This is a genomic window from Streptomyces sp. NPDC029164, from assembly GCF_055563995.1.
This window is the reverse complement of the sequence record NZ_JBVHWW010000003.1, coordinates 194,805-211,497: the sequence shown is the minus strand read 5'-3', so window position 1 is coordinate 211,497 and position 16,693 is coordinate 194,805. Positions and strand designations below refer to the sequence as shown.

Genomic DNA, 16,693 nt, shown 5'->3' with positions numbered 1-16,693 from the left:
TCGCCCCCGCCCCGGCGCAGTTGGCATGGCGCGACGGAGTGGGGGGGCAGGCGGCCGGCGCTGACGCCGCCGCCCGGCCGGCGAGGCTCTAAACTGGGGCGAATGCACCAGTTCACCGATCCCCAGGCCGCTCGCGACCCCTTCGTACGGGTCCGGGGCGCCCGGGAGCACAATCTGCGCGGCGTCGACGTGGACATCCCGCGCGACGCGCTGACCGTGTTCACCGGGGTATCCGGGTCCGGCAAGAGCTCGCTCGCCTTCGGCACGCTCTACGCCGAGGCCCAGCGCCGGTACTTCGAGTCGGTGGCCCCCTACGCCCGCCGGCTCATCCACCAGATCGGCGCCCCGAAGGTGGACTCCGTCACCGGGCTGCCGCCGGCCGTCTCGCTGGAGCAGCGCCGCTCCTCCCCCGGCTCGCGCTCCTCCGTCGGCACGGTGACCCTGCTGTCCAACTCCCTGCGGATGCTGTACTCCCGGGCCGGGACCTATCCCCCGGGAGCGCCGCGGATGGATTCCGACGCCTTCTCACCCAACACCGCGGCCGGCGCCTGCCCTTCATGTCAGGGGCTCGGCCGGATCCACCGCACCAGCGAGGAACTGCTCGTTCCCGACCAGGAGCTGTCGATCCGTCAGGGTGCCATCGCCGCCTGGCCCGGCGCCTGGCAGGGCAAGAACCTGCGGGACATCCTGGAGACGCTCGGCCACGATGTGGACCGGCCGTGGCGGGAGCTGCCCGCGAAGGACCGCGAGTGGATCCTGTTCACCGAGGAGCAGCCGGTGGTGACCGTGCACCCGGTGCGGGAGGCCGATCGGATCCAACGGCCCTACCAGGGGACGTACATGAGTGCCCGCCGCTACGTCATGCGGACCTTCGCCGACAGCAAGAGCACCACGCTGCGGGCGCGCGCCGAGCGATTCCTCGCCGATTCGCCGTGTCCGGTGTGCGAGGGGCGGCGGCTGCGCCCGGAGGCGCTGGCCGTGACCTTCGCGGGGTACGGCATCGCCGAGCTGGCCGCGATGCCGCTGACCGGCCTGGACGGCGTACTCGCCGCCGCCACCCTGGACGGGGAGGCCGCCCGGGTGCTCGCCGAGGACCTGCGTTCCCGGATCGGGCCGATCACGGAGCTGGGGCTGGGATACCTGAGCCTGGACCGGAGCGCGCCGAGCCTCTCCGCGGGCGAGCTGCAGCGGCTGCGGCTGGCGACGCAGCTGCGGTCGGGGCTGTTCGGGGTGGTGTACGTGCTGGACGAGCCGTCGGCGGGACTGCACCCGGCCGACACCGAGGCACTGCTCGGCGTACTGGACCGGCTGAAGGAGGCCGGGAACACCGTCTTCGTCGTGGAGCACCAGCTGGACGTGGTGCGGCACGCGGACTGGCTGGTGGACGTGGGTCCGCTGGCCGGGGAGCGCGGCGGGCAGGTCCTCCACAGCGGGCCGCCGGCGGCCTTGGCGGGTGTGGCGGGGTCGGCGACGGCCCGGCACCTGTTCGCGGCGCGGGAGCCCGCCGGGGCGGCCCGTCCGGTGCGTACGGAGACCGGCGCGGTGCGCCTGACCGGGGTGGACCGGCACAACCTGCGGGGCCTGGACGCGCGCTTCCCGCTGGGGGTGTTCACGGCCGTGACGGGAGTGTCGGGTTCGGGGAAGTCCACGCTGGTGGGGCAGGCGCTGGCCCGGGAAGTCGAAGAGCGGCTCGCGGAGCCGGACTTTCCCGTACGGCGGCTCGTGGAGGTGGACCAGAAGCCGATCGGCCGGACCCCGCGGTCCAACCTGGCCACGTACACGGGCCTGTTCGACGTCGTGCGGCGGCTGTTCACGGCGGCGCCGGTAGCGAAGGCCCGCGGCTGGAAGGCGGGCCGGTTCTCCTTCAACGTGGCGGGCGGCCGGTGCGAGACCTGCCAGGGCGAGGGCTTCGTCTCGGTGGAGCTGCTGTTCCTGCCGAGTACGTACGCCCCGTGCCCCGAGTGCGCCGGCGCGCGGTACAACGCCGAGACCCTGGAGGTCCGCTACGCGGGCCTGAACATCGCGGAGGTGCTCGCGTTGACGGTGGAGTCCGCGGCCGGGTTCTTCGCGGAGGTACCGGCGACGGCGCGGAGTCTGCGCGCGCTGGAGGAGATCGGGCTGGGCTACCTGCGGCTGGGGCAGCCGGCCACCGAGCTGTCGGGCGGCGAGGCACAGCGGATCAAGCTGGCCACGGAGCTGCAGCGGCTGCGCCGGGACCACACGCTGTACCTGTTGGACGAACCGACGACGGGGCTGCATCCGGCCGATGTACGGGTGCTGCTGCGGCAGTTGCACGGGCTGGTGGACGCCGGGCACTCGGTGGTGGTCGTGGAGCACGACATGGAGGTGGTGGCGGGCGCGGACTGGGTGATCGACATGGGTCCGGGCGGCGGCACGGCGGGCGGCCGGGTCGTCGCGGAGGGCACCCCGGCGCAGGTGGCGGCGGGCGGGGGCCGCACGGCGGCGTACCTGGCGCGGGCGCTCGGCGGGTAGGAGCGCCGGTCAGTCGGCGGTGGCCGAGACGCGCAGCCTGTTGTGGTCCGAGACCGCCGTGTCGAGGGGCAGGGCGTCGGCGCTCGCGGCCCGGAAGTGCGGGGCGCTGAAGAAGAGGTAGTCGAGCTTCTTCGCCCCGAAGGTCGTCTCGCCCGAACGGCACGCGGAGGTGGTGGCGGGCGGGCAGACGGCGGGGTCGAAGAACTCCGGGTCGCTCTCGTCGGCCTCGGTGAAGTCCCCGTGGGCACCGTCCCCGCGTTCCGGCAGATAGAAGCGGGACAGCGTGGCGGTGCGCGGGGAGTGGTTGAAGTCCCCGCCGAGGACGACGGCGAATCCGTCCTCCAGCCACCGGCGGGCCTGCTCGGCCAGCCGGTCGGCCTCGGGCACGGCGAGGGTGCCGTCGTCCCAGTAGAGGTGGACCGAGCAGGACCAGGTGGGCCGGTCCGCCAGGGAGGCCAGGGCGCAGGGCACGGTGATCGGTTCGCGTTCGCCGCCCACCGTCAGGTCGAGGTCGGCCGTGTCCGAGACCGGGCCGCGGACGAGGACGGCGTTCCCGTACGCGTGGCCCTCGCAGATGGCGGCGTTCCCGGCCGGCAGAGTGGCGGAATGGAGACCGCCGTAGCCGAGCGGGCCGAGGCGGTCGAGGAGCGCGCGGTACTGGTGCTCGCACACCTCCTGGAGGAAGAGCTGGTCGGCACCCCAGCCCCCGGGGTCGGCCTCGGCGGCCACTTCCGCGATCCGGCGGTCCGCGTCGTACGGGGGGCCGGAGCACATGTTGCCGCAGATGTTGTAGCTGGTCAGCCGGACCGTGCCGGCGGCAGCGGAGGCAGCGTGGGCCGTGTGGGCCGTGTGGGCCGTGTGGGTCTCGGTGGCCGGGGCGGGGGCCGCGGCCGCGGTCGGTCCGGGCGCGACGAGCAGGCAGAAGGCGGCGGTGGTGAGGGTGACGGCGAGGACGGCCAGGGCGGCAGGGGTTCGGCGCACACCCGTGATGCTGCCCGCGGGCGCCGCCGCTACCCCAACACCGGCTGCCCGTAAGGCGGATGCCGCCCACGGAGGTCCCATGCGGACTACCGGGGCCCCAACACCTACGCGTCCCCCGGCAGTAGGTGCTGCGGCAGTTCGCGGAAGCTCCACTGGCCCCGGCGGCGGGTGAACATCCAGACGAGGTCGTACCGGTCGGGCCAGGTCGCGGGGATGCCGGGGACCTGGTGGGCGCCGAGGGCCCGGATCAGGCGCGGGACGCCGTTGTGTTCCCAGCAGACGAGTACGGGCATGGTCGCGGCCAACACGGCCCGGACGAGGGCAAGTTCGGCGCCGACGGCGAACTCGCCGCGGACGGGGGTGCGCAACGCGGTGGCCAGCGCCGCCACGGTCTGCCTGCACCGCGCGGGGGCGCGGTCCTTGCCGCCGGCCGCGAAGACCGCGGCGGGGCGGGGCAGCGAGGAGCCCTTGGCCGGCGGGAACAGGCGCGGGAGCTGTTCGGCCCGGCGCCAGCCGCGGCCGGCCAGCGAGCCGGGGTCGTCCTCGCCCTCCTCGTCCCAGCCGGAGTCACCGGCGTACGGCTTCTCCGCGTGCCGGATCACCATGATCAGGGCGTCCTTGGGTCCGGCCTGGGGGCCGGGGGCGGGGGTGCGGATGTCTTCCCCGCCGGAGCAGCCGGCCGCGGTCAGCGGGGCGAGGGCGGCGGCCAGTACGGCTCGGCGACGCGGTCCGGACCCGGCGGGGGCTTCTGGCATGGGGCCACTGTCCCCCATGGCCCGGGTGCCGCCGGGGCGCGGCGCGGGGTGGGCCGCGCCGGTCAGCCGATCGGCGCAGGGCCGGACGACGCGGGCCCGGCGCTCCCGCCGGGCCGCGGGGCCGAACGCCGCGTACGGCCCGTACGGGCGCCCGGCCGGCAGACCGGGCGGCCGATCGGGCCGGGACGGGGACCCGGTCCGACGGCACCCGGGCGGGAGCGCCCGTACGGGGGCTGGTGACGCGGCCGCGGGGCCAGGCCCTGCGCCGCGTGAGGGGACGGGGCGGTGCGGGCAACGGTCAGCGGGGGCCCTTGCGCACCGCCCGCAGCCACTCCTTGTTCATCGCGGCGATCGACGGCAGCGGGATGCCCTTCGGGCAGGCCGTGGCGCATTCCCCGGTCAGGGTGCAGCCGCCGAAGCCCTCCTCGTCCATCCGGGCCACCATGTCCAGCACCCGGGTCTCCCGCTCCGGCGAGCCCTGCGGGAGCACGTTCAGGTGGTTCACCTTGGCGGAGGTGAAGAGCATCGCGGAGCCGTTGGGGCAGGCCGCCACGCACGCGCCGCAGCCGATGCACTCGGCGTGCTCGAAGGCGAAGTCGGCGTCGGGCTTGGGCACGGCGGTGGCGTGCGCCTCGGGGGCGGCGCCGGTGGGGGCGGTGATGTAGCCGCCGGCCTGGATGATGCGGTCGAACGCGCCGCGGTCGACGACGAGGTCCTTGACCACCGGGAAGGCCGCGGCCCGCCAGGGCTCGACGTCGATGGTGTCGCCGTCGGTGAAGGACCGCATGTGCAGTTGGCAGGTGGTGGTGCGCTCGGGGCCGTGGGCGTCGCCGTTGATGACGAGGCTGCACGCGCCGCAGATGCCCTCGCGGCAGTCGTGGTCGAAGGCGACCGGGTCCTCACCGCGCAGGATGAGGTCCTCGTTGAGGGTGTCGAGCATCTCCAGGAAGGACATGTCCTCGGAGATCCCGTCGACCTCGTACGAGGCCATGTGGCCGGGGGCGTCGGCGCCGCGCTGGCGCCAGACGCGCAGGGTGAGCTTCATGCGTAGCTCCGCTGGGTGGGGTGGACGTACTCGAAGACGAGGTCTTCCTTGTGCAGGACGGGGGCGGCGCCGGTGCCCTGGTACTCCCAGGCGGCGGCGTAGCCGAACTCCTCGTCGCGGCGGGCGGCCTCGCCGTCCGGGGTCTGGGACTCCTCGCGGAAGTGGCCTCCGCAGGATTCGGCGCGGTGGAGGGCGTCGAGGCACATCAGCTCGGCGAGTTCCAGGTAGTCGACGATGCGGTTGGCCTTCTCCAGCGACTGGTTGAACTCCTCGCCGTTGCCGGGGACCTTGACGCGCTGCCAGAACTCCTCGCGGATCTCCGGGAGCCGGGCGAGGGCCTTGCGCAGCCCTTCCTCGGTGCGGGACATGCCGCAGTACTCCCACATGAGCTCGCCGATCTCGCGGTGGAAGGAGTCCGGGGTGCGGTCGCCGTCCACGGCGAGCAGCTTGGCGAGGCAGTCGCGGACCTCCCGTACGGCCGCGGCGGCCTCGGGGTGGGTGTCGTCGACGGCGTCCTGGTGCGGGTGGCGGGCCAGGTAGTCGTTGATGGTGGAGGGGAGCACGAAGTAGCCGTCGCCGAGGCCCTGCATCAGTGCGGAGGCGCCGAGGCGGTTGGCGCCGTGGTCGGAGAAGTTGGCCTCGCCGATCGCGAACAGGCCGGGGACGGTGGTCTGGAGGTCGTAGTCGACCCACAGTCCGCCCATCGTGTAGTGCACGGCGGGGTAGATCCGCATGGGGACCTCGTACGGGTTCTCCGCGGTGATCCGCTCGTACATCTCGAAGAGGTTGCCGTACTTCTCGGCGACCTTGTCGCGGCCCATGCGGCGGATGGCGTCGGCGAAGTCGAGGTAGACGCCCTGGCCGCCGGGGCCGACGCCGCGCCCCTCGTCGCAGACGTTCTTGGCGGCTCGGGAGGCGATGTCGCGGGGCACGAGGTTGCCGAAGGAGGGGTAGATCCGCTCCAGGTAGTAGTCGCGCTCCGCTTCGGGGATCTCGGCGGCGGGGCGGGTGTCGCCCTTGGCCTGCGGGACCCAGATGCGGCCGTCGTTGCGCAGGGACTCGCTCATCAGCGTGAGCTTGGACTGGTGGTCGCCGGTGCGCGGGATGCAGGTGGGGTGGATCTGGGTGAAGCAGGGGTTGGCGAAGTACGCGCCGCGCCGGTGCGCCCGCCAGACGGCGGTCGCGTTGGAGTTCATGGCGTTGGTGGAGAGGTAGAAGACGTTGCCGTAGCCGCCGCTGGCCAGGACCACCGCGTCCGCGTAGTGGGTGGAGATCTCGCCGGTGATCAGGTCGCGGGCCACGATGCCGCGGGCCACGCCGTCGACGACGATCAGATCGAGCATCTCGGTGCGGGCGTGCATCTCGACGTTGCCCGCGGCGATCTGCCGGGAGAGGGCCTGGTAGGCGCCGAGGAGGAGCTGCTGGCCCGTCTGGCCGCGGGCGTAGAAGGTGCGGGACACCTGGACGCCGCCGAAGGAGCGGGTGTCGAGGAGGCCGCCGTACTCGCGGGCGAAGGGGACGCCCTGGGCCACGCACTGGTCGATGATCTCGACGGAGATCTGGGCGAGGCGGTGCACGTTGGACTCGCGGGCGCGGAAGTCGCCGCCCTTGACGGTGTCGTAGAAGAGGCGGTGCACGGAGTCGCCGTCGTTGCGGTAGTTCTTGGCGGCGTTGATGCCGCCTTGGGCGGCGATGGAGTGGGCCCGGCGCGGGGAGTCGGAGAAGCAGAACTGGACGACGTGGTAGCCCTGTTCGGCGAGGGTGGCGCCGGCCGCTCCACCCGCGAGGCCCGTGCCGACGACGATGACGGTGTGCTTTCGGCGGTTGGCCGGGTTGACCAGTTTGGCCTCGAAACGGCGGCGGTCCCAGCGGTCGGCGATCGGGCCTTCGGGGGCCTTGGTGTCGGCGACGGGCTCGCCTTCGGTGTAGTGGGCGTAGTCGTTGCTCATGGTCAGCTCACCACTCCGGTCATGACGGCGACGGGCACGGAGACGAAGCCCGCGAAGAGGACGAGGGCCAGGGCGTTGGCCAGGGACTTCAGCGTCCGGTCGCGCCGGGCGTTGCCGGCGCCGAGGGTCTGGGCGGCGCTCCAGAATCCGTGCCGGACGTGCAGGCCGACGGCGGCCATGGCCACGATGTAGATGGTGTTCCCGTACCAGGTGGAGAAGGTCGCGAGGACGTTCTCGTACGGGTGGCCCGCCCAGGCGCGCTCGTTGACGGTGAGCGTGGTGAGGTCGAGCAGGTGCCAGACGATGAAGAGGCCGAGGATGATGCCGCCCCAGCGCATGGTGCGGGTGGCGTAGCTCGTGCGGCGGCGCTTGTGGGCGTACTTCACCGGGCGGGCCTTGATGTCGCGGCGGCTGAGCTGGTACGCGGACACGGCGTGCGCGACGACCGCGGCGAGGAGCGCCACGCGGACGATCCACAGGGCCCACTCGTGGTGGAGGAAGGGCGAGCCGAGGGTGCGCAGCCAGTGGGCGTAGCCGTTGAACTCGTCCGCGCCGAAGAAGATCTTGAGGTTGCCGAGCATGTGCACGACGAGGTAGCCGAGCATGATCAGGCCGGAGACGGCCATCACGGACTTCTTGCCGACGGAGGAGTCCCAGAGTGTGCGCGTGGTGGACGGCCGTCGACCCGTCCGCGTTGCCAGAGCCATGCCTCGACGGTAGGGACCGAAGTCCCGAAAGGTCCAAGACATGAAGGAGCTCAATTCGATAGGGATTGGCTATGAGACGGGTTACGCTGGGCTGATGCAGTTCCAGCAGCTCCTCTACTTCGTGGCAGTCGCCGAGACCCGGCACTTCACCCGGGCCGCGGAACGGGTGCACGTGGCCCAGCCCTCGCTCTCCCAGCAGATCAAGGCGCTCGAACGGGAACTGGGGGCCGAGCTCTTCAGCCGGGCGCGGGGCAACATCGCGCTCACCGACGCGGGCGAGACGCTGCTGCCGCTGGCCCGGCGGATCCTGGCGGACGCGGACACCGCGCGGCTGGAGGTACAGGAACTGGCGCAGCTGCGGCGCGGGCGGGTCCGGCTGGGTGCCACCCCGAGCGTGTGCACGGGCCTGCTGCCGGACGTGCTGCGCGCCTTCCACGCCGCGCATCCGGGGATCGAGCTGCTGATCGAGGAGAGCGGCTCGCTGGACCTCGTACGGGAACTCGCGCGCGGGGCCCTGGACCTCGCGCTGATCGCGCTGCCGCTGCCGCCCTCGGCTCCGGCCCTGACCACGGTGGAACTGCTGACGGAGGACCTGGTGGTGGTCTCGTCGACGGAGCGGCCGGCTCCGGGCGGGGGCGGCGAGCTGACCATCCGGGCCCTGCGCGACGAGCCGATGGTGATGTTCCGGCACGGCTACGACCTGCGGGAGCTGACGGTGACGGCCTGCCGCGCGGAGGGCTTCGAGCCGGTCTTCACCGTGGAGGGCGGCGAGATGGACGCGGTCCTGGGCTTCGTACGGGCGGGGCTCGGCATCGCGGTGGTCCCGGCGATGGTGGTGGACCGCGCCGGCCCCGGGCTGCGGGCGACCCCGCTGGCCGGGTCCCCGCTGCGCCGCACGGTCGCCCTGGCCCACCGCACCGACGTGGCTCCCCCGCGTGCGGCCCGCGAGCTGAAGCGGATGCTGGTGGGCTGACCGCGCGGGGGCCGGGGCCACGGCCGGGGTTCGACCAGAGCATGGCCGGACCACGGCCGAGCTATGTCCGGGGTATGGGCAAAGCCTTGTCGAGCCCTTCGGCGAGCATCCCGAAGGCCTGATCGGCATCGGCCACGGCGGCCGGGTGGGCCTCGTCGGCGCTCTGCCCTGCCTCGATCCGCCGCCAGTTCACCCGGCCCAACTCGTGGCGGACCGCCACCAGATGCATCGCCGCCAGGCGGGCGGCGAGCGGGGACACCGCCTCGACCTCCAACCCGGCCGCGAGCAGCTCCACCTCGCGGTCGGTGTAGCGGCCCAGCCGGCTCTGCAGGCTGGCGGTGCTGTAGATCAACTGCTGGAAGGCCATCACGTTCGGGTGGTCGCACAGCCCGGTGATCGGATCCCGCTCAGCCAGGGCCGCCAGGAAGTGCTCGTGCACCGCGCCCACCGGCGTGCGGTCCGGGGGGCGCTCGCGCACGATTCGCGCCACCTCGTCCTGATGGTCGGCGAACCGGTCGAGCAGCAGGTCCTCCTTGCTCGGGAAGTACCGGAAGAGCGTGGGCTTGGAGACCTCGGCCGCCGCGGCGACGTCCGCCACCGACACGGCGTCGAAGCCCCGTTCCAGGAAGAGCTCCAGCGCCGTCGCCGCCAGTCGGTGACGCGTACGGAGCTTCTTGTTCTCGCGCAGACCCGTCGTGTTCTCCATGCGCAGAGCATAACACAGATCCGTGACCGAGTTAATTTTGTAACTGGGTTGCTTTTTCTGTCGGGAGCCGCTTTCCTTGAGACATCGACGAGGAGAGGACATCCCATGGCCGACGTACTGATCGCCGGATCCGGTCCCACCGGACTGACGCTCGCCTGCGACCTCGCACTGCGCGGATTCGCCGTGCGCGTCATCGACCGGCGCACCGCACCGCACCGCGAGGCCCGGGGCAAGGGGCTGCTGCCGGGCAGCCTCGACGTCTTCCGGGAGCTCGGCGTGCTCGACACCCTGGCCGCCATCGGCAGCAGAAGTGTGGTCCTGCGCAAGTACTTCGACGGGGAACACATCAACGACACCCCCACCACCGCAGGCCTGCTGATCGGGCAGTGGCAGATCGAAGCGGCCCTGCGTGACCGGCTCGCCGGGCTGGGAGTGCGGGTCGAGTACGGATCGGAGCTCGCCGGAATCGCCCAGGACGAGTCCGGGGTGCGCGCGGAGCTGGCCGACGGCACCGTGATCGGGGCCCGCCATCTCGCCGGGTGCGACGGCGGGCACAGCACCACCCGCAAGCTGCTCGGCATCCCCTTCGAGGGGAGCGGTCAGGAGGAGCCCGCGATGGTCATCGGGGACGTCCGCGCACCCGGACTCAGCCGGGACGTCTGGCACCAGTGGTTCGGCTCGGACGGCACCGGAATACTGCTCTGCCCCATGCCGGGGACGGACAGCTTCCAGCTGCAGGCCTCGCCGGAGCGGGACGAGCACGGTGAAATGCTGCCGCCCTCGCTGGAGAGCTTCCAGCGGATCTTCGACCGGCACGCCGGCATGCCGGGGATCCGGCTCGCGGATCCCACCTGGCTCTCCTTCTGGCGGGTCAACGTCCGGATGGCCACGCGGATGCGGGAGGGCCGGGCCTTCCTCGCCGGGGATGCCGCGCACGTGCAGCCCATAGCCGGCGGGCTGGGCATGAACACCGGCATCCAGGACGCGGCCGCCCTCGGACGGACACTGGCCGCCGCGCTCACCAACGCCGGCGGTGAAGAGGTCCTCGACGCGTACGAGGCGGAGCGGCTGCCGGTGGCCGCCGACGTCCTGGCCGACACGGCGGAGCGGTACCAGCGGGTCCTGCAGGCCGTCCGGACCCCCGGCCGCGGGACGGAGGTCGGCCTGAGCAGGAGCGAGCCGCCCGCCGGAGCCTGAGGCGGCCCGGGGCGGCCCCGGGCCTGGACTCCCGACCCCAGGTGCGGACCCGCGGCCGTTGGCCCGGACGACCGCGCCGGGAATCCGGGGCCGGGCTCCGGGACCACCCGGACCTTCCGGAGGTCCGTGGAGGAGACGTCAGGAAGGTGTGGGCACCGCGTCCGAGAGGGAGAGGGCATGGATGCGGTCGGGGGCGCCGGGGCGGGCATAGTACCAGCCCTGGGCGGTGTCGCAGCCGAGGGCGCGCAGCTGGGCGGCCTGGGCTCCGGTCTCCACGCCCTCGACCGTGACGGCGAGGTCGAGGCTGTGGGCGAGGGCGACGATCCCCTCCACGATCTTGACGTCGACAGGGTTGGCGGGCTGCTGCTGCATCCCCTGGGTGAAGGAGCGGTCGAGCTTGAGGACGCTGACCGGCAGGCGGCGCAGATTGGCGAGGTTCGAGTAGCCGGTGCCGAAGTCGTCGAGGGCGATGTCCACGCCCAGGGCGGCGAGCCGGCGCAGCGGCTCCAGGAGTTCGTCGTCGGCTCCTATCAGGGCCGATTCGGTGACCTCCAGGCACAGGGCGCCCGGGGCGAGGCCGGACTTCTCCAGCACCGCGACGGTGTCGGCGACGAGGCCCGGGTGGTGCAGCTGGGTCGGCGAGAGGTTGACGTTGACCCGCAGGGCCGAGCCGCCGTTCTGGCACTGCCAGATCCGGGCCTGGCGGACGGACTCCTCCAGCACCCAGCGGCCGAGCGGCACGATCAGCCCGGTGCGTTCGGCGAGCGGGATGAAGCGGTCCGGCCCGAGCACCCCGTACTGCGGGTGCGACCAGCGCACCAGGGCCTCGGCCCCGCGCACGCTGCCGTCGCGCATGTGGACCAGCGGCTGGTACTCGATGAAGAACTCGCCGCGTTCCAGCGCCGCCGGCAGGGCGTTGGTCAGGCCGTGGCGGGTGATCGCGCGGGCGTCGGCCTCGGCGTCGGCGAATTCGAAGCGGTTGCCGCCGGCCGCCTTGGCCCGGTACATCGTGATGTCGGCGCTGCGCAGCACCTCCGCCGGGGTGCGTTCCTTGGCCGGGCCCTCGACGATCCCGATGCTGCCGCGGACCGTCAGCTCCCGGCCCTCCAGGCGGATCGGCGTGGACAGGGCGGAGAGGATGCGGACGGCGAGGTCGGTCACCTTCTGCTCGGTGTCGGGGCCGGTGGTCAGGGCGACGAACTCGTCGCCGCCGAGCCGGGCGACGACCTCGCCGGGGCCGGTCGCGCAGCTCTGCAGCCGGTCGGCGACCTCCACCAGCAACCGGTCTCCCGCCGAGTGCCCGAGGCTGTCGTTGACCGTCTTGAAGCCGTCGAGGTCCAGGTAGCACAGGCCGTAGCGACTGCCGCCGGCGCCGCTGAGGGCCTTCTCAAGCCGCTCGAAGAACAGCGTCCGGTTGGGCAGTCCGGTGAGCGCGTCGTGGGTGGCCTCGTAGCGCAGGCGCAGGTTCAGCAGCCGGCGTTCGGTGGTGTCCTCCATCAGCGCCAGCTGGTACTGCGGCTTCCCGTCGGCGTCGCGCAGCAGCGACACCGTGAGGTTGGTCCACAGGACGGTGCCGTCGTGCCGGTAGTACGGCTTCTCCACGCGGTAGCTCTCGCGCTCGCCGCGCACCAGTTCCCCGTACATCCGCCAGACGTGCGGGGTGTCGTCGGGGTGGCCCCACTCGCTGACGTTGCGGCTGCGGACGTGGCCCTCCAGGCCGCCGAACATCTGCAGGAGCGTGTCGTTGACCTCCAGCACGTTCCCGTCGAGGTCGGCGATGCCGATGCCGACGGCCGCGCCCTCGAAGACGGCCCGGAAGCGCTCCTCGCTCGCGTGCAGGGCCTGCTGGGCATCGGTGCGGGCGGTCAGCGCGGAGCGGGCGATGGCCTCCTGCTCCCGGAGGGTGCGCTCGCGCAGGGCCCGGGCGTATCCCGCCGCCATGGCGTGCTGGAGCCGGGCGCAGCGCGCGTGGTACTCCGCGGTGGCCTCCACGCCGGAGCCTTCGAGTCCGTCCGGTCCGCAGTAGAGCACCAGGTACGACTCGATCACGCCGAGGGTGCCGGCCAGGGCCTCGGGGTCGGTGCAGTGCACGGCGACGAGTTCCGCCCCGACGCGGTGGGCGACGGCGGCGTCGAAGGGCCGGGCGTGCAGGGCCTCGGTGAGCGTCCGGGTGAGCGGCACCAGGTGCCGCTCGAACTCGGGGCGGGTCAGCGAGGTCGCCGTGACCGGGAAGATCGCCCGGCCCCAGATGGTGGCGAAGCGGGCGATCCGGTCCTCGATGCCGCCGTGCGGCGTCGCGGAGGCACCGGCGGCCGGTGCCGCGGCCGCCATTGCGGCCGGTGTGGCGGCGGGCGCCGCGACAGCGTCCGGTGCGCCCGCGGTCTGTGCCGGAAGTCTCACGCCTTGCGTCCCACTCCGCCGAAGCCCGAAAAGGCATAGGGGTCTTCCGGTGTCTCGTCCTCCGCCTCGCCGCCGGGTCCGTCCGGCCGCCAGTCGGGCATGGAGACCAGCCCGGGCTCCAGGAGCTCGAAGCCGTCGAAGAACCGGCCGATCTGCTCGCCGGTGCGCATGACGAGCGGGTTGCGGATGTCCCGGTAGACGTCGACGATGCCGCCCGCGTCCGCCTCCGTGAGCGGGATCCCCTCGTACGAGGCGTGGGTGAGGATCAGCAGGCTGCCGGGGGCCAGCGCGTCGCGCAGTGCGGCGACGGCGGCGTACGGGTCGTCCGCGTCCTCCAGGAAGTGCAGGACGGCGACGAGCAGCAGGGCCACCGGGCGGTCGAGGTCGATCAGCCGGCCGACCTCGGGGGCGGCCAGGATCTCCTTCGGCTTGCGCAGGTCGGCGGCGACGATGCCGGTGCGGTCGTCGTCGCCGAGGACGGCGCGGCTGTGCACGACGGCCACCGGGTCGTGGTCGACGTAGACCACGCGGGCCTCGGGGCTGGCGGCCTGGGCCACCTCGTGGACATTGCCGAAGGTGGGGATGCCGGAGCCGATGTCGAGGAACTGCGTGACGCCCTCGGCGACGGCGTGCCGGACGGCGCGGCGCATGAATGCCCGGTTCGCCTGCATGATCTTGGGCAGTCCCGGCATGAATTCCATGGCGCGGCGGGCCGCCTGGCGGTCGACCTCGAAATTGTGGGAGCCGCCCAGGTAGTAATCGTAGATGCGGGACACGCTCGGCACCGATATGTCGATGCCTGGCGGGGCCCAGGCCGGGCGCTCCATCGGGGTCTCCAAGCGTTGTTCCTACGGTGGTCCGTCCGAGGTCGGACTCCTGTCCGAGCCGAATGTACTGATCATTGCCCAACAGGGCGAGCAAAAGCGGAAATTGGCGATCCGTTCTTCGTCACACACCAAAGGCGCCCGGCGTGCGCCGCGGGGTGAATGACCGGTACCGACAAATCCCTTTTGGGAATTGACCGGTGCGTGATCGGGATCGCCCCAGGACCGGCCTGCAACTGGCTCAAACCTCTCGGGTCGCGGCTCCACCCGTTCAGGCGAACCGGGGACCGAGCCTCGCGTGCGCGGGCGCGCGCGGGCCCATGCTCCCCGGGTGAACAGAGCCTGTGCCCAGCGCCTGCTGGCGGTCCCGGTCCTGCTGTGGGCGGCCTTGGCCGCCACGCCGGCCGTGGCTGATAGCTGCGCCTACGCGACCACCTGCTCCGGGGACGGCGCGACCGCCATCGCGGTGGTCGCGGTGGCCGGCGGCAGCGGCCGCGGAGGCGGCCCGGGTGGCGGACATCACGGCGACGACCCCGGCTCCGGCCACGGAAGGGACCGTGGCGGGGACCACGGCGGGGGCCGTCACGGCGGTCCCCCCTGCCCGCCGCCACCGCCTCCGCCACCGTGCCCGCCGAAGCCACCGCCGCCCCCTCCACCACCACCGCCACCGCCGCCCACGCCGCCGCCCCCTCCACCACCACCGCCCAAGCCCACGCCCGCCCCGCCCCCGAAGCCCACACCAGCGCCTCCGCCGCCCAAGCCGGCGCCCCCACCCGTACCCAAGCCCGTCCTGCCCCCACCACCACCGCCGAAACCGGCGCCCCCACCGCCCCGCGCGGTCACCGTGCCCGCACCGCCCCCACCCGCCCCTGTGGTGACACCGCCGCCGAAGGTGGTGGCCCGCCCCGCGTACCACGCGCCGGCCCGCAAACCGGCCGAACACCACATCTCGCCGGTGACCTTCACCCTGCTGACCGCGGCTCCCGCGGTGCTCGCGATCGTCGCGCTGCGCCCGCGCTGACCCGCCCCATCTGAAACCGATCGGGAGTCATCTTGTCGGAATGGCTCGTCCTGTCCCTCGCGATGGCCGCGGCCTGTGCCGTGGTGTTGTCCATCGCCTTCTTCAACCACCGCAGGATCGGCGAGGACGACGATCCGAACGAAACCCCGGACGTCATCGAGTACATGACGATGATGATCGGCGTGATCTACGCGATCGTGCTGGGCCTGGCGATCGCCGGTGTCTGGGAGGGCCGCGGCGCCGCCCAGGAGTACGTGCGCCAGGAGGCGCAGGCCCTGCACGAGATCAGTGTCCGCTCCGAGGTCTACCCGGCCGAGGTGCGCAAGAAGATCCGGTCCGACGTCGACGCCTACGTGACGTACGTGGTGGACACCGAGTGGAAGGAGATGGCCGACCACGGCGACCTCACGGACCGCGGCGGGGAGCTGCTGGAACGTATCCGCCGGGACGTCACCGACTACGAGCCGCAGACCGACCACGAGGGGCAGGCGTACCAGCCGCTGGTCGACCAGGTCGCGGTGGCGGACGACGCCCGCAGCGCGCGCGGCCAGAGCGCCGGGGCCACCATGCCGGGGGTGGTCTGGTTCGGGCTGATCGCGGGCGCCCTGGTGACGGTGGGTCTGATCTTCACGCTGCAGATCAGGCGGTCGTTCCGGGAACTTCTGCTGGCCGGCCTGTTCAGTGCGCTCATCGCGTTCCTGCTGTTCCTGATCTGGGATTTCGACGCGCCCTTCGGGCGGGGCATCGCGGCCACCGCCGAGCCCTTCCTCGCGCAGTTCCCGTACCTGGACCTCGGCGGCTGACGACCGCCCGGCGAACCGGCCCGGCAAACCGGGGGCGGGCCTCCCGTCCCCGGTTCGGCCTACGGCCATGCCCCATTCGCCCGTTCCTGATCGCGGGCCACCGCACCCGGACCTAGCGTGGCGGACATCGAGGCGCACGACCCCCCACGTGCGGAAACCGTTCCGCGGCTGCTCCTCGGGGATCCGGAGACTCAAGCATGGGTGCGATACGCAGCTCCGCCATCGTCCTGCTCAGCGCCGGCGCCACGGGCGCCGTACTCGCGCTCGGCGCCCTCGGCGCGTCCGCCGCGACCTCGGCGGGGACGGGGGCCCGCCAGGTCACCTCGTTCGGCTTCACGATCACCCCTTCCACCGTGGCCCCAGGCGGCCAGACGGTGCTCGCGGTCAGTGGCTGCAATTCCGCCTACTCCACCGCCTCCTCCGGTGTCTTCGACACCGTGAGCATCGCGCGCGGGCAGACCGCGCGGGTCACCGTGGACCGGGACGCCCGGCGCGGGGCCGTCTATTCCGTCTCCTTCACCTGCAACGGGGAGACCGGCTCGGCCGACCTGACCATCGCCGGCGGCACGACCCGGCCGACCACCAGTTCCACGCGGACCGCCACCGCCACCGTCATCGCCCCCAGGACCACCACTCCCACGAACGCAACGGCCGCCGGTTCCGCCCGCGGTGTACGAGGCGGGCTCGGCGGCAGTGTCGCCGGCATGGATCCGGTGGAGTTCGGCGCGGGCGCCGGCCTCTTCCTCACCGCCGCGGGCGGTGCCGCGTACGCACTGCGCCGCAGGGGCTCCGGCCGAGGCCGAGGCCACTGAAGAACCCGCCCGACCGGAAGGGCCTCC

Annotated in this window: 14 protein-coding genes; 6 read left to right on the top strand and 8 right to left on the bottom strand. The window is 72.8% G+C overall.

Annotated elements, in window-relative coordinates; translation table 11 throughout:
* Positions 1-102: 102 nt before the first annotated feature.
* Complete coding sequence (locus ACZ4VT_RS05060) at positions 103-2,493, top strand: excinuclease ABC subunit UvrA (protein WP_467946704.1); 2,391 nt, start codon at positions 103-105, stop codon at positions 2,491-2,493.
* Between the two features lie 9 nt (positions 2,494-2,502).
* Here the strand turns inward: ACZ4VT_RS05060 and ACZ4VT_RS05055 are convergent, their stop codons facing one another.
* From ACZ4VT_RS05055 to ACZ4VT_RS05035, 5 genes are all read right to left on the bottom strand, one after another.
* The gene (locus ACZ4VT_RS05055; RefSeq protein WP_467946702.1) at positions 2,503-3,474 is read right to left on the bottom strand and encodes an endonuclease/exonuclease/phosphatase family protein; all 972 of its coding nucleotides are present in this window, start codon (positions 3,472-3,474) and stop codon (positions 2,503-2,505) included.
* 104 nt (positions 3,475-3,578) lie between these two features.
* On the bottom strand, positions 3,579-4,229 hold the full coding sequence (locus ACZ4VT_RS05050; RefSeq protein ID WP_467946700.1) for a hypothetical protein: 651 nt from the start codon (positions 4,227-4,229) through the stop codon (positions 3,579-3,581).
* A 298-nt stretch (positions 4,230-4,527) separates the two neighbouring features.
* Complete coding sequence (locus tag ACZ4VT_RS05045; protein WP_467946698.1) at positions 4,528-5,274, bottom strand: succinate dehydrogenase/fumarate reductase iron-sulfur subunit; 747 nt, start codon at positions 5,272-5,274, stop codon at positions 4,528-4,530.
* Positions 5,271-7,223, bottom strand: coding sequence for a fumarate reductase/succinate dehydrogenase flavoprotein subunit (locus ACZ4VT_RS05040; RefSeq protein WP_467946696.1), 1,953 nt, complete (start codon positions 7,221-7,223; stop codon positions 5,271-5,273). The genes ACZ4VT_RS05045 and ACZ4VT_RS05040 overlap by 4 nt, the downstream gene beginning before the upstream one ends.
* Positions 7,224-7,225: 2 nt before the next feature.
* Positions 7,226-7,930: a succinate dehydrogenase gene (locus tag ACZ4VT_RS05035; RefSeq protein WP_467946694.1), complete on the bottom strand. Its 705-nt coding sequence runs from the start codon at positions 7,928-7,930 to the stop codon at positions 7,226-7,228.
* A 94-nt stretch (positions 7,931-8,024) separates the two neighbouring features.
* Here ACZ4VT_RS05035 and ACZ4VT_RS05030 point away from each other — a divergent pair, with 94 nt between their 5' ends.
* On the top strand, positions 8,025-8,903 hold the full coding sequence (locus tag ACZ4VT_RS05030; protein WP_385815578.1) for a LysR family transcriptional regulator: 879 nt from the start codon (positions 8,025-8,027) through the stop codon (positions 8,901-8,903).
* A 61-nt stretch (positions 8,904-8,964) separates the two neighbouring features.
* Here the strand turns inward: ACZ4VT_RS05030 and ACZ4VT_RS05025 are convergent, their stop codons facing one another.
* Complete coding sequence (locus ACZ4VT_RS05025; protein ID WP_467946692.1) at positions 8,965-9,609, bottom strand: TetR/AcrR family transcriptional regulator; 645 nt, start codon at positions 9,607-9,609, stop codon at positions 8,965-8,967.
* Positions 9,610-9,714: 105 nt separating this feature from the next.
* Between ACZ4VT_RS05025 and ACZ4VT_RS05020 the strand changes: the two genes are divergently transcribed.
* Complete coding sequence (locus ACZ4VT_RS05020; protein WP_467946690.1) at positions 9,715-10,806, top strand: FAD-dependent monooxygenase; 1,092 nt, start codon at positions 9,715-9,717, stop codon at positions 10,804-10,806.
* Positions 10,807-10,944: 138 nt separating this feature from the next.
* Here ACZ4VT_RS05020 and ACZ4VT_RS05015 read toward each other — a convergent pair whose 3' ends face one another.
* Both ACZ4VT_RS05015 and ACZ4VT_RS05010 read right to left on the bottom strand, forming a co-directional pair.
* On the bottom strand, positions 10,945-13,137 hold the full coding sequence (locus ACZ4VT_RS05015) for a putative bifunctional diguanylate cyclase/phosphodiesterase (RefSeq protein WP_467946843.1): 2,193 nt from the start codon (positions 13,135-13,137) through the stop codon (positions 10,945-10,947).
* 65 nt (positions 13,138-13,202) lie between these two features.
* Positions 13,203-14,033: an SAM-dependent methyltransferase gene (locus tag ACZ4VT_RS05010; RefSeq protein ID WP_467946841.1), complete on the bottom strand. Its 831-nt coding sequence runs from the start codon at positions 14,031-14,033 to the stop codon at positions 13,203-13,205.
* 871 nt (positions 14,034-14,904) lie between these two features.
* Here ACZ4VT_RS05010 and ACZ4VT_RS05005 point away from each other — a divergent pair.
* The 3 genes from ACZ4VT_RS05005 (at position 14,905) to ACZ4VT_RS04995 (ending at position 16,666) form a co-directional block, all read left to right on the top strand.
* Positions 14,905-15,051, top strand: coding sequence for a hypothetical protein (locus ACZ4VT_RS05005; RefSeq protein ID WP_467946688.1), 147 nt, complete (start codon positions 14,905-14,907; stop codon positions 15,049-15,051).
* Positions 15,052-15,083: 32 nt separating this feature from the next.
* On the top strand, positions 15,084-15,854 hold the full coding sequence (locus ACZ4VT_RS05000) for a bestrophin-like domain (RefSeq protein ID WP_362813210.1): 771 nt from the start codon (positions 15,084-15,086) through the stop codon (positions 15,852-15,854).
* A gap of 197 nt (positions 15,855-16,051) precedes the next feature.
* Positions 16,052-16,666, top strand: a complete 615-nt coding sequence (locus ACZ4VT_RS04995) for a hypothetical protein (protein WP_467946686.1) — start codon at positions 16,052-16,054, stop codon at positions 16,664-16,666.
* The last annotated feature ends 27 nt before the right edge of the window (positions 16,667-16,693 follow it).

What these genes read in the sequence shown, in the direction of transcription:
- ACZ4VT_RS05060 (WP_467946704.1), top strand. Translation starts at nt 103, where the DNA reads ATGCACCAGTTCACCGATCCCCAGGCCGCTCGCGACCCCTTCGTACGG.
- ACZ4VT_RS04995 (WP_467946686.1), top strand. Translation starts at nt 16,052, where the DNA reads ATGGGTGCGATACGCAGCTCCGCCATCGTCCTGCTCAGCGCCGGCGCC.
- ACZ4VT_RS05035 (WP_467946694.1), bottom strand. Translation starts at nt 7,930, where the DNA reads ATGGCTCTGGCAACGCGGACGGGTCGACGGCCGTCCACCACGCGCACA.
- ACZ4VT_RS05025 (WP_467946692.1), bottom strand. Translation starts at nt 9,609, where the DNA reads ATGGAGAACACGACGGGTCTGCGCGAGAACAAGAAGCTCCGTACGCGT.
- ACZ4VT_RS05030 (WP_385815578.1), top strand. Translation starts at nt 8,025, where the DNA reads ATGCAGTTCCAGCAGCTCCTCTACTTCGTGGCAGTCGCCGAGACCCGG.
- ACZ4VT_RS05040 (WP_467946696.1), bottom strand. Translation starts at nt 7,223, where the DNA reads ATGAGCAACGACTACGCCCACTACACCGAAGGCGAGCCCGTCGCCGAC.
- ACZ4VT_RS05010 (WP_467946841.1), bottom strand. Translation starts at nt 14,033, where the DNA reads ATGGAGCGCCCGGCCTGGGCCCCGCCAGGCATCGACATATCGGTGCCG.
- ACZ4VT_RS05020 (WP_467946690.1), top strand. Translation starts at nt 9,715, where the DNA reads ATGGCCGACGTACTGATCGCCGGATCCGGTCCCACCGGACTGACGCTC.
- ACZ4VT_RS05050 (WP_467946700.1), bottom strand. Translation starts at nt 4,229, where the DNA reads ATGCCAGAAGCCCCCGCCGGGTCCGGACCGCGTCGCCGAGCCGTACTG.
- ACZ4VT_RS05015 (WP_467946843.1), bottom strand. Translation starts at nt 13,137, where the DNA reads ATGGCGGCCGCGGCACCGGCCGCCGGTGCCTCCGCGACGCCGCACGGC.
- ACZ4VT_RS05045 (WP_467946698.1), bottom strand. Translation starts at nt 5,274, where the DNA reads ATGAAGCTCACCCTGCGCGTCTGGCGCCAGCGCGGCGCCGACGCCCCC.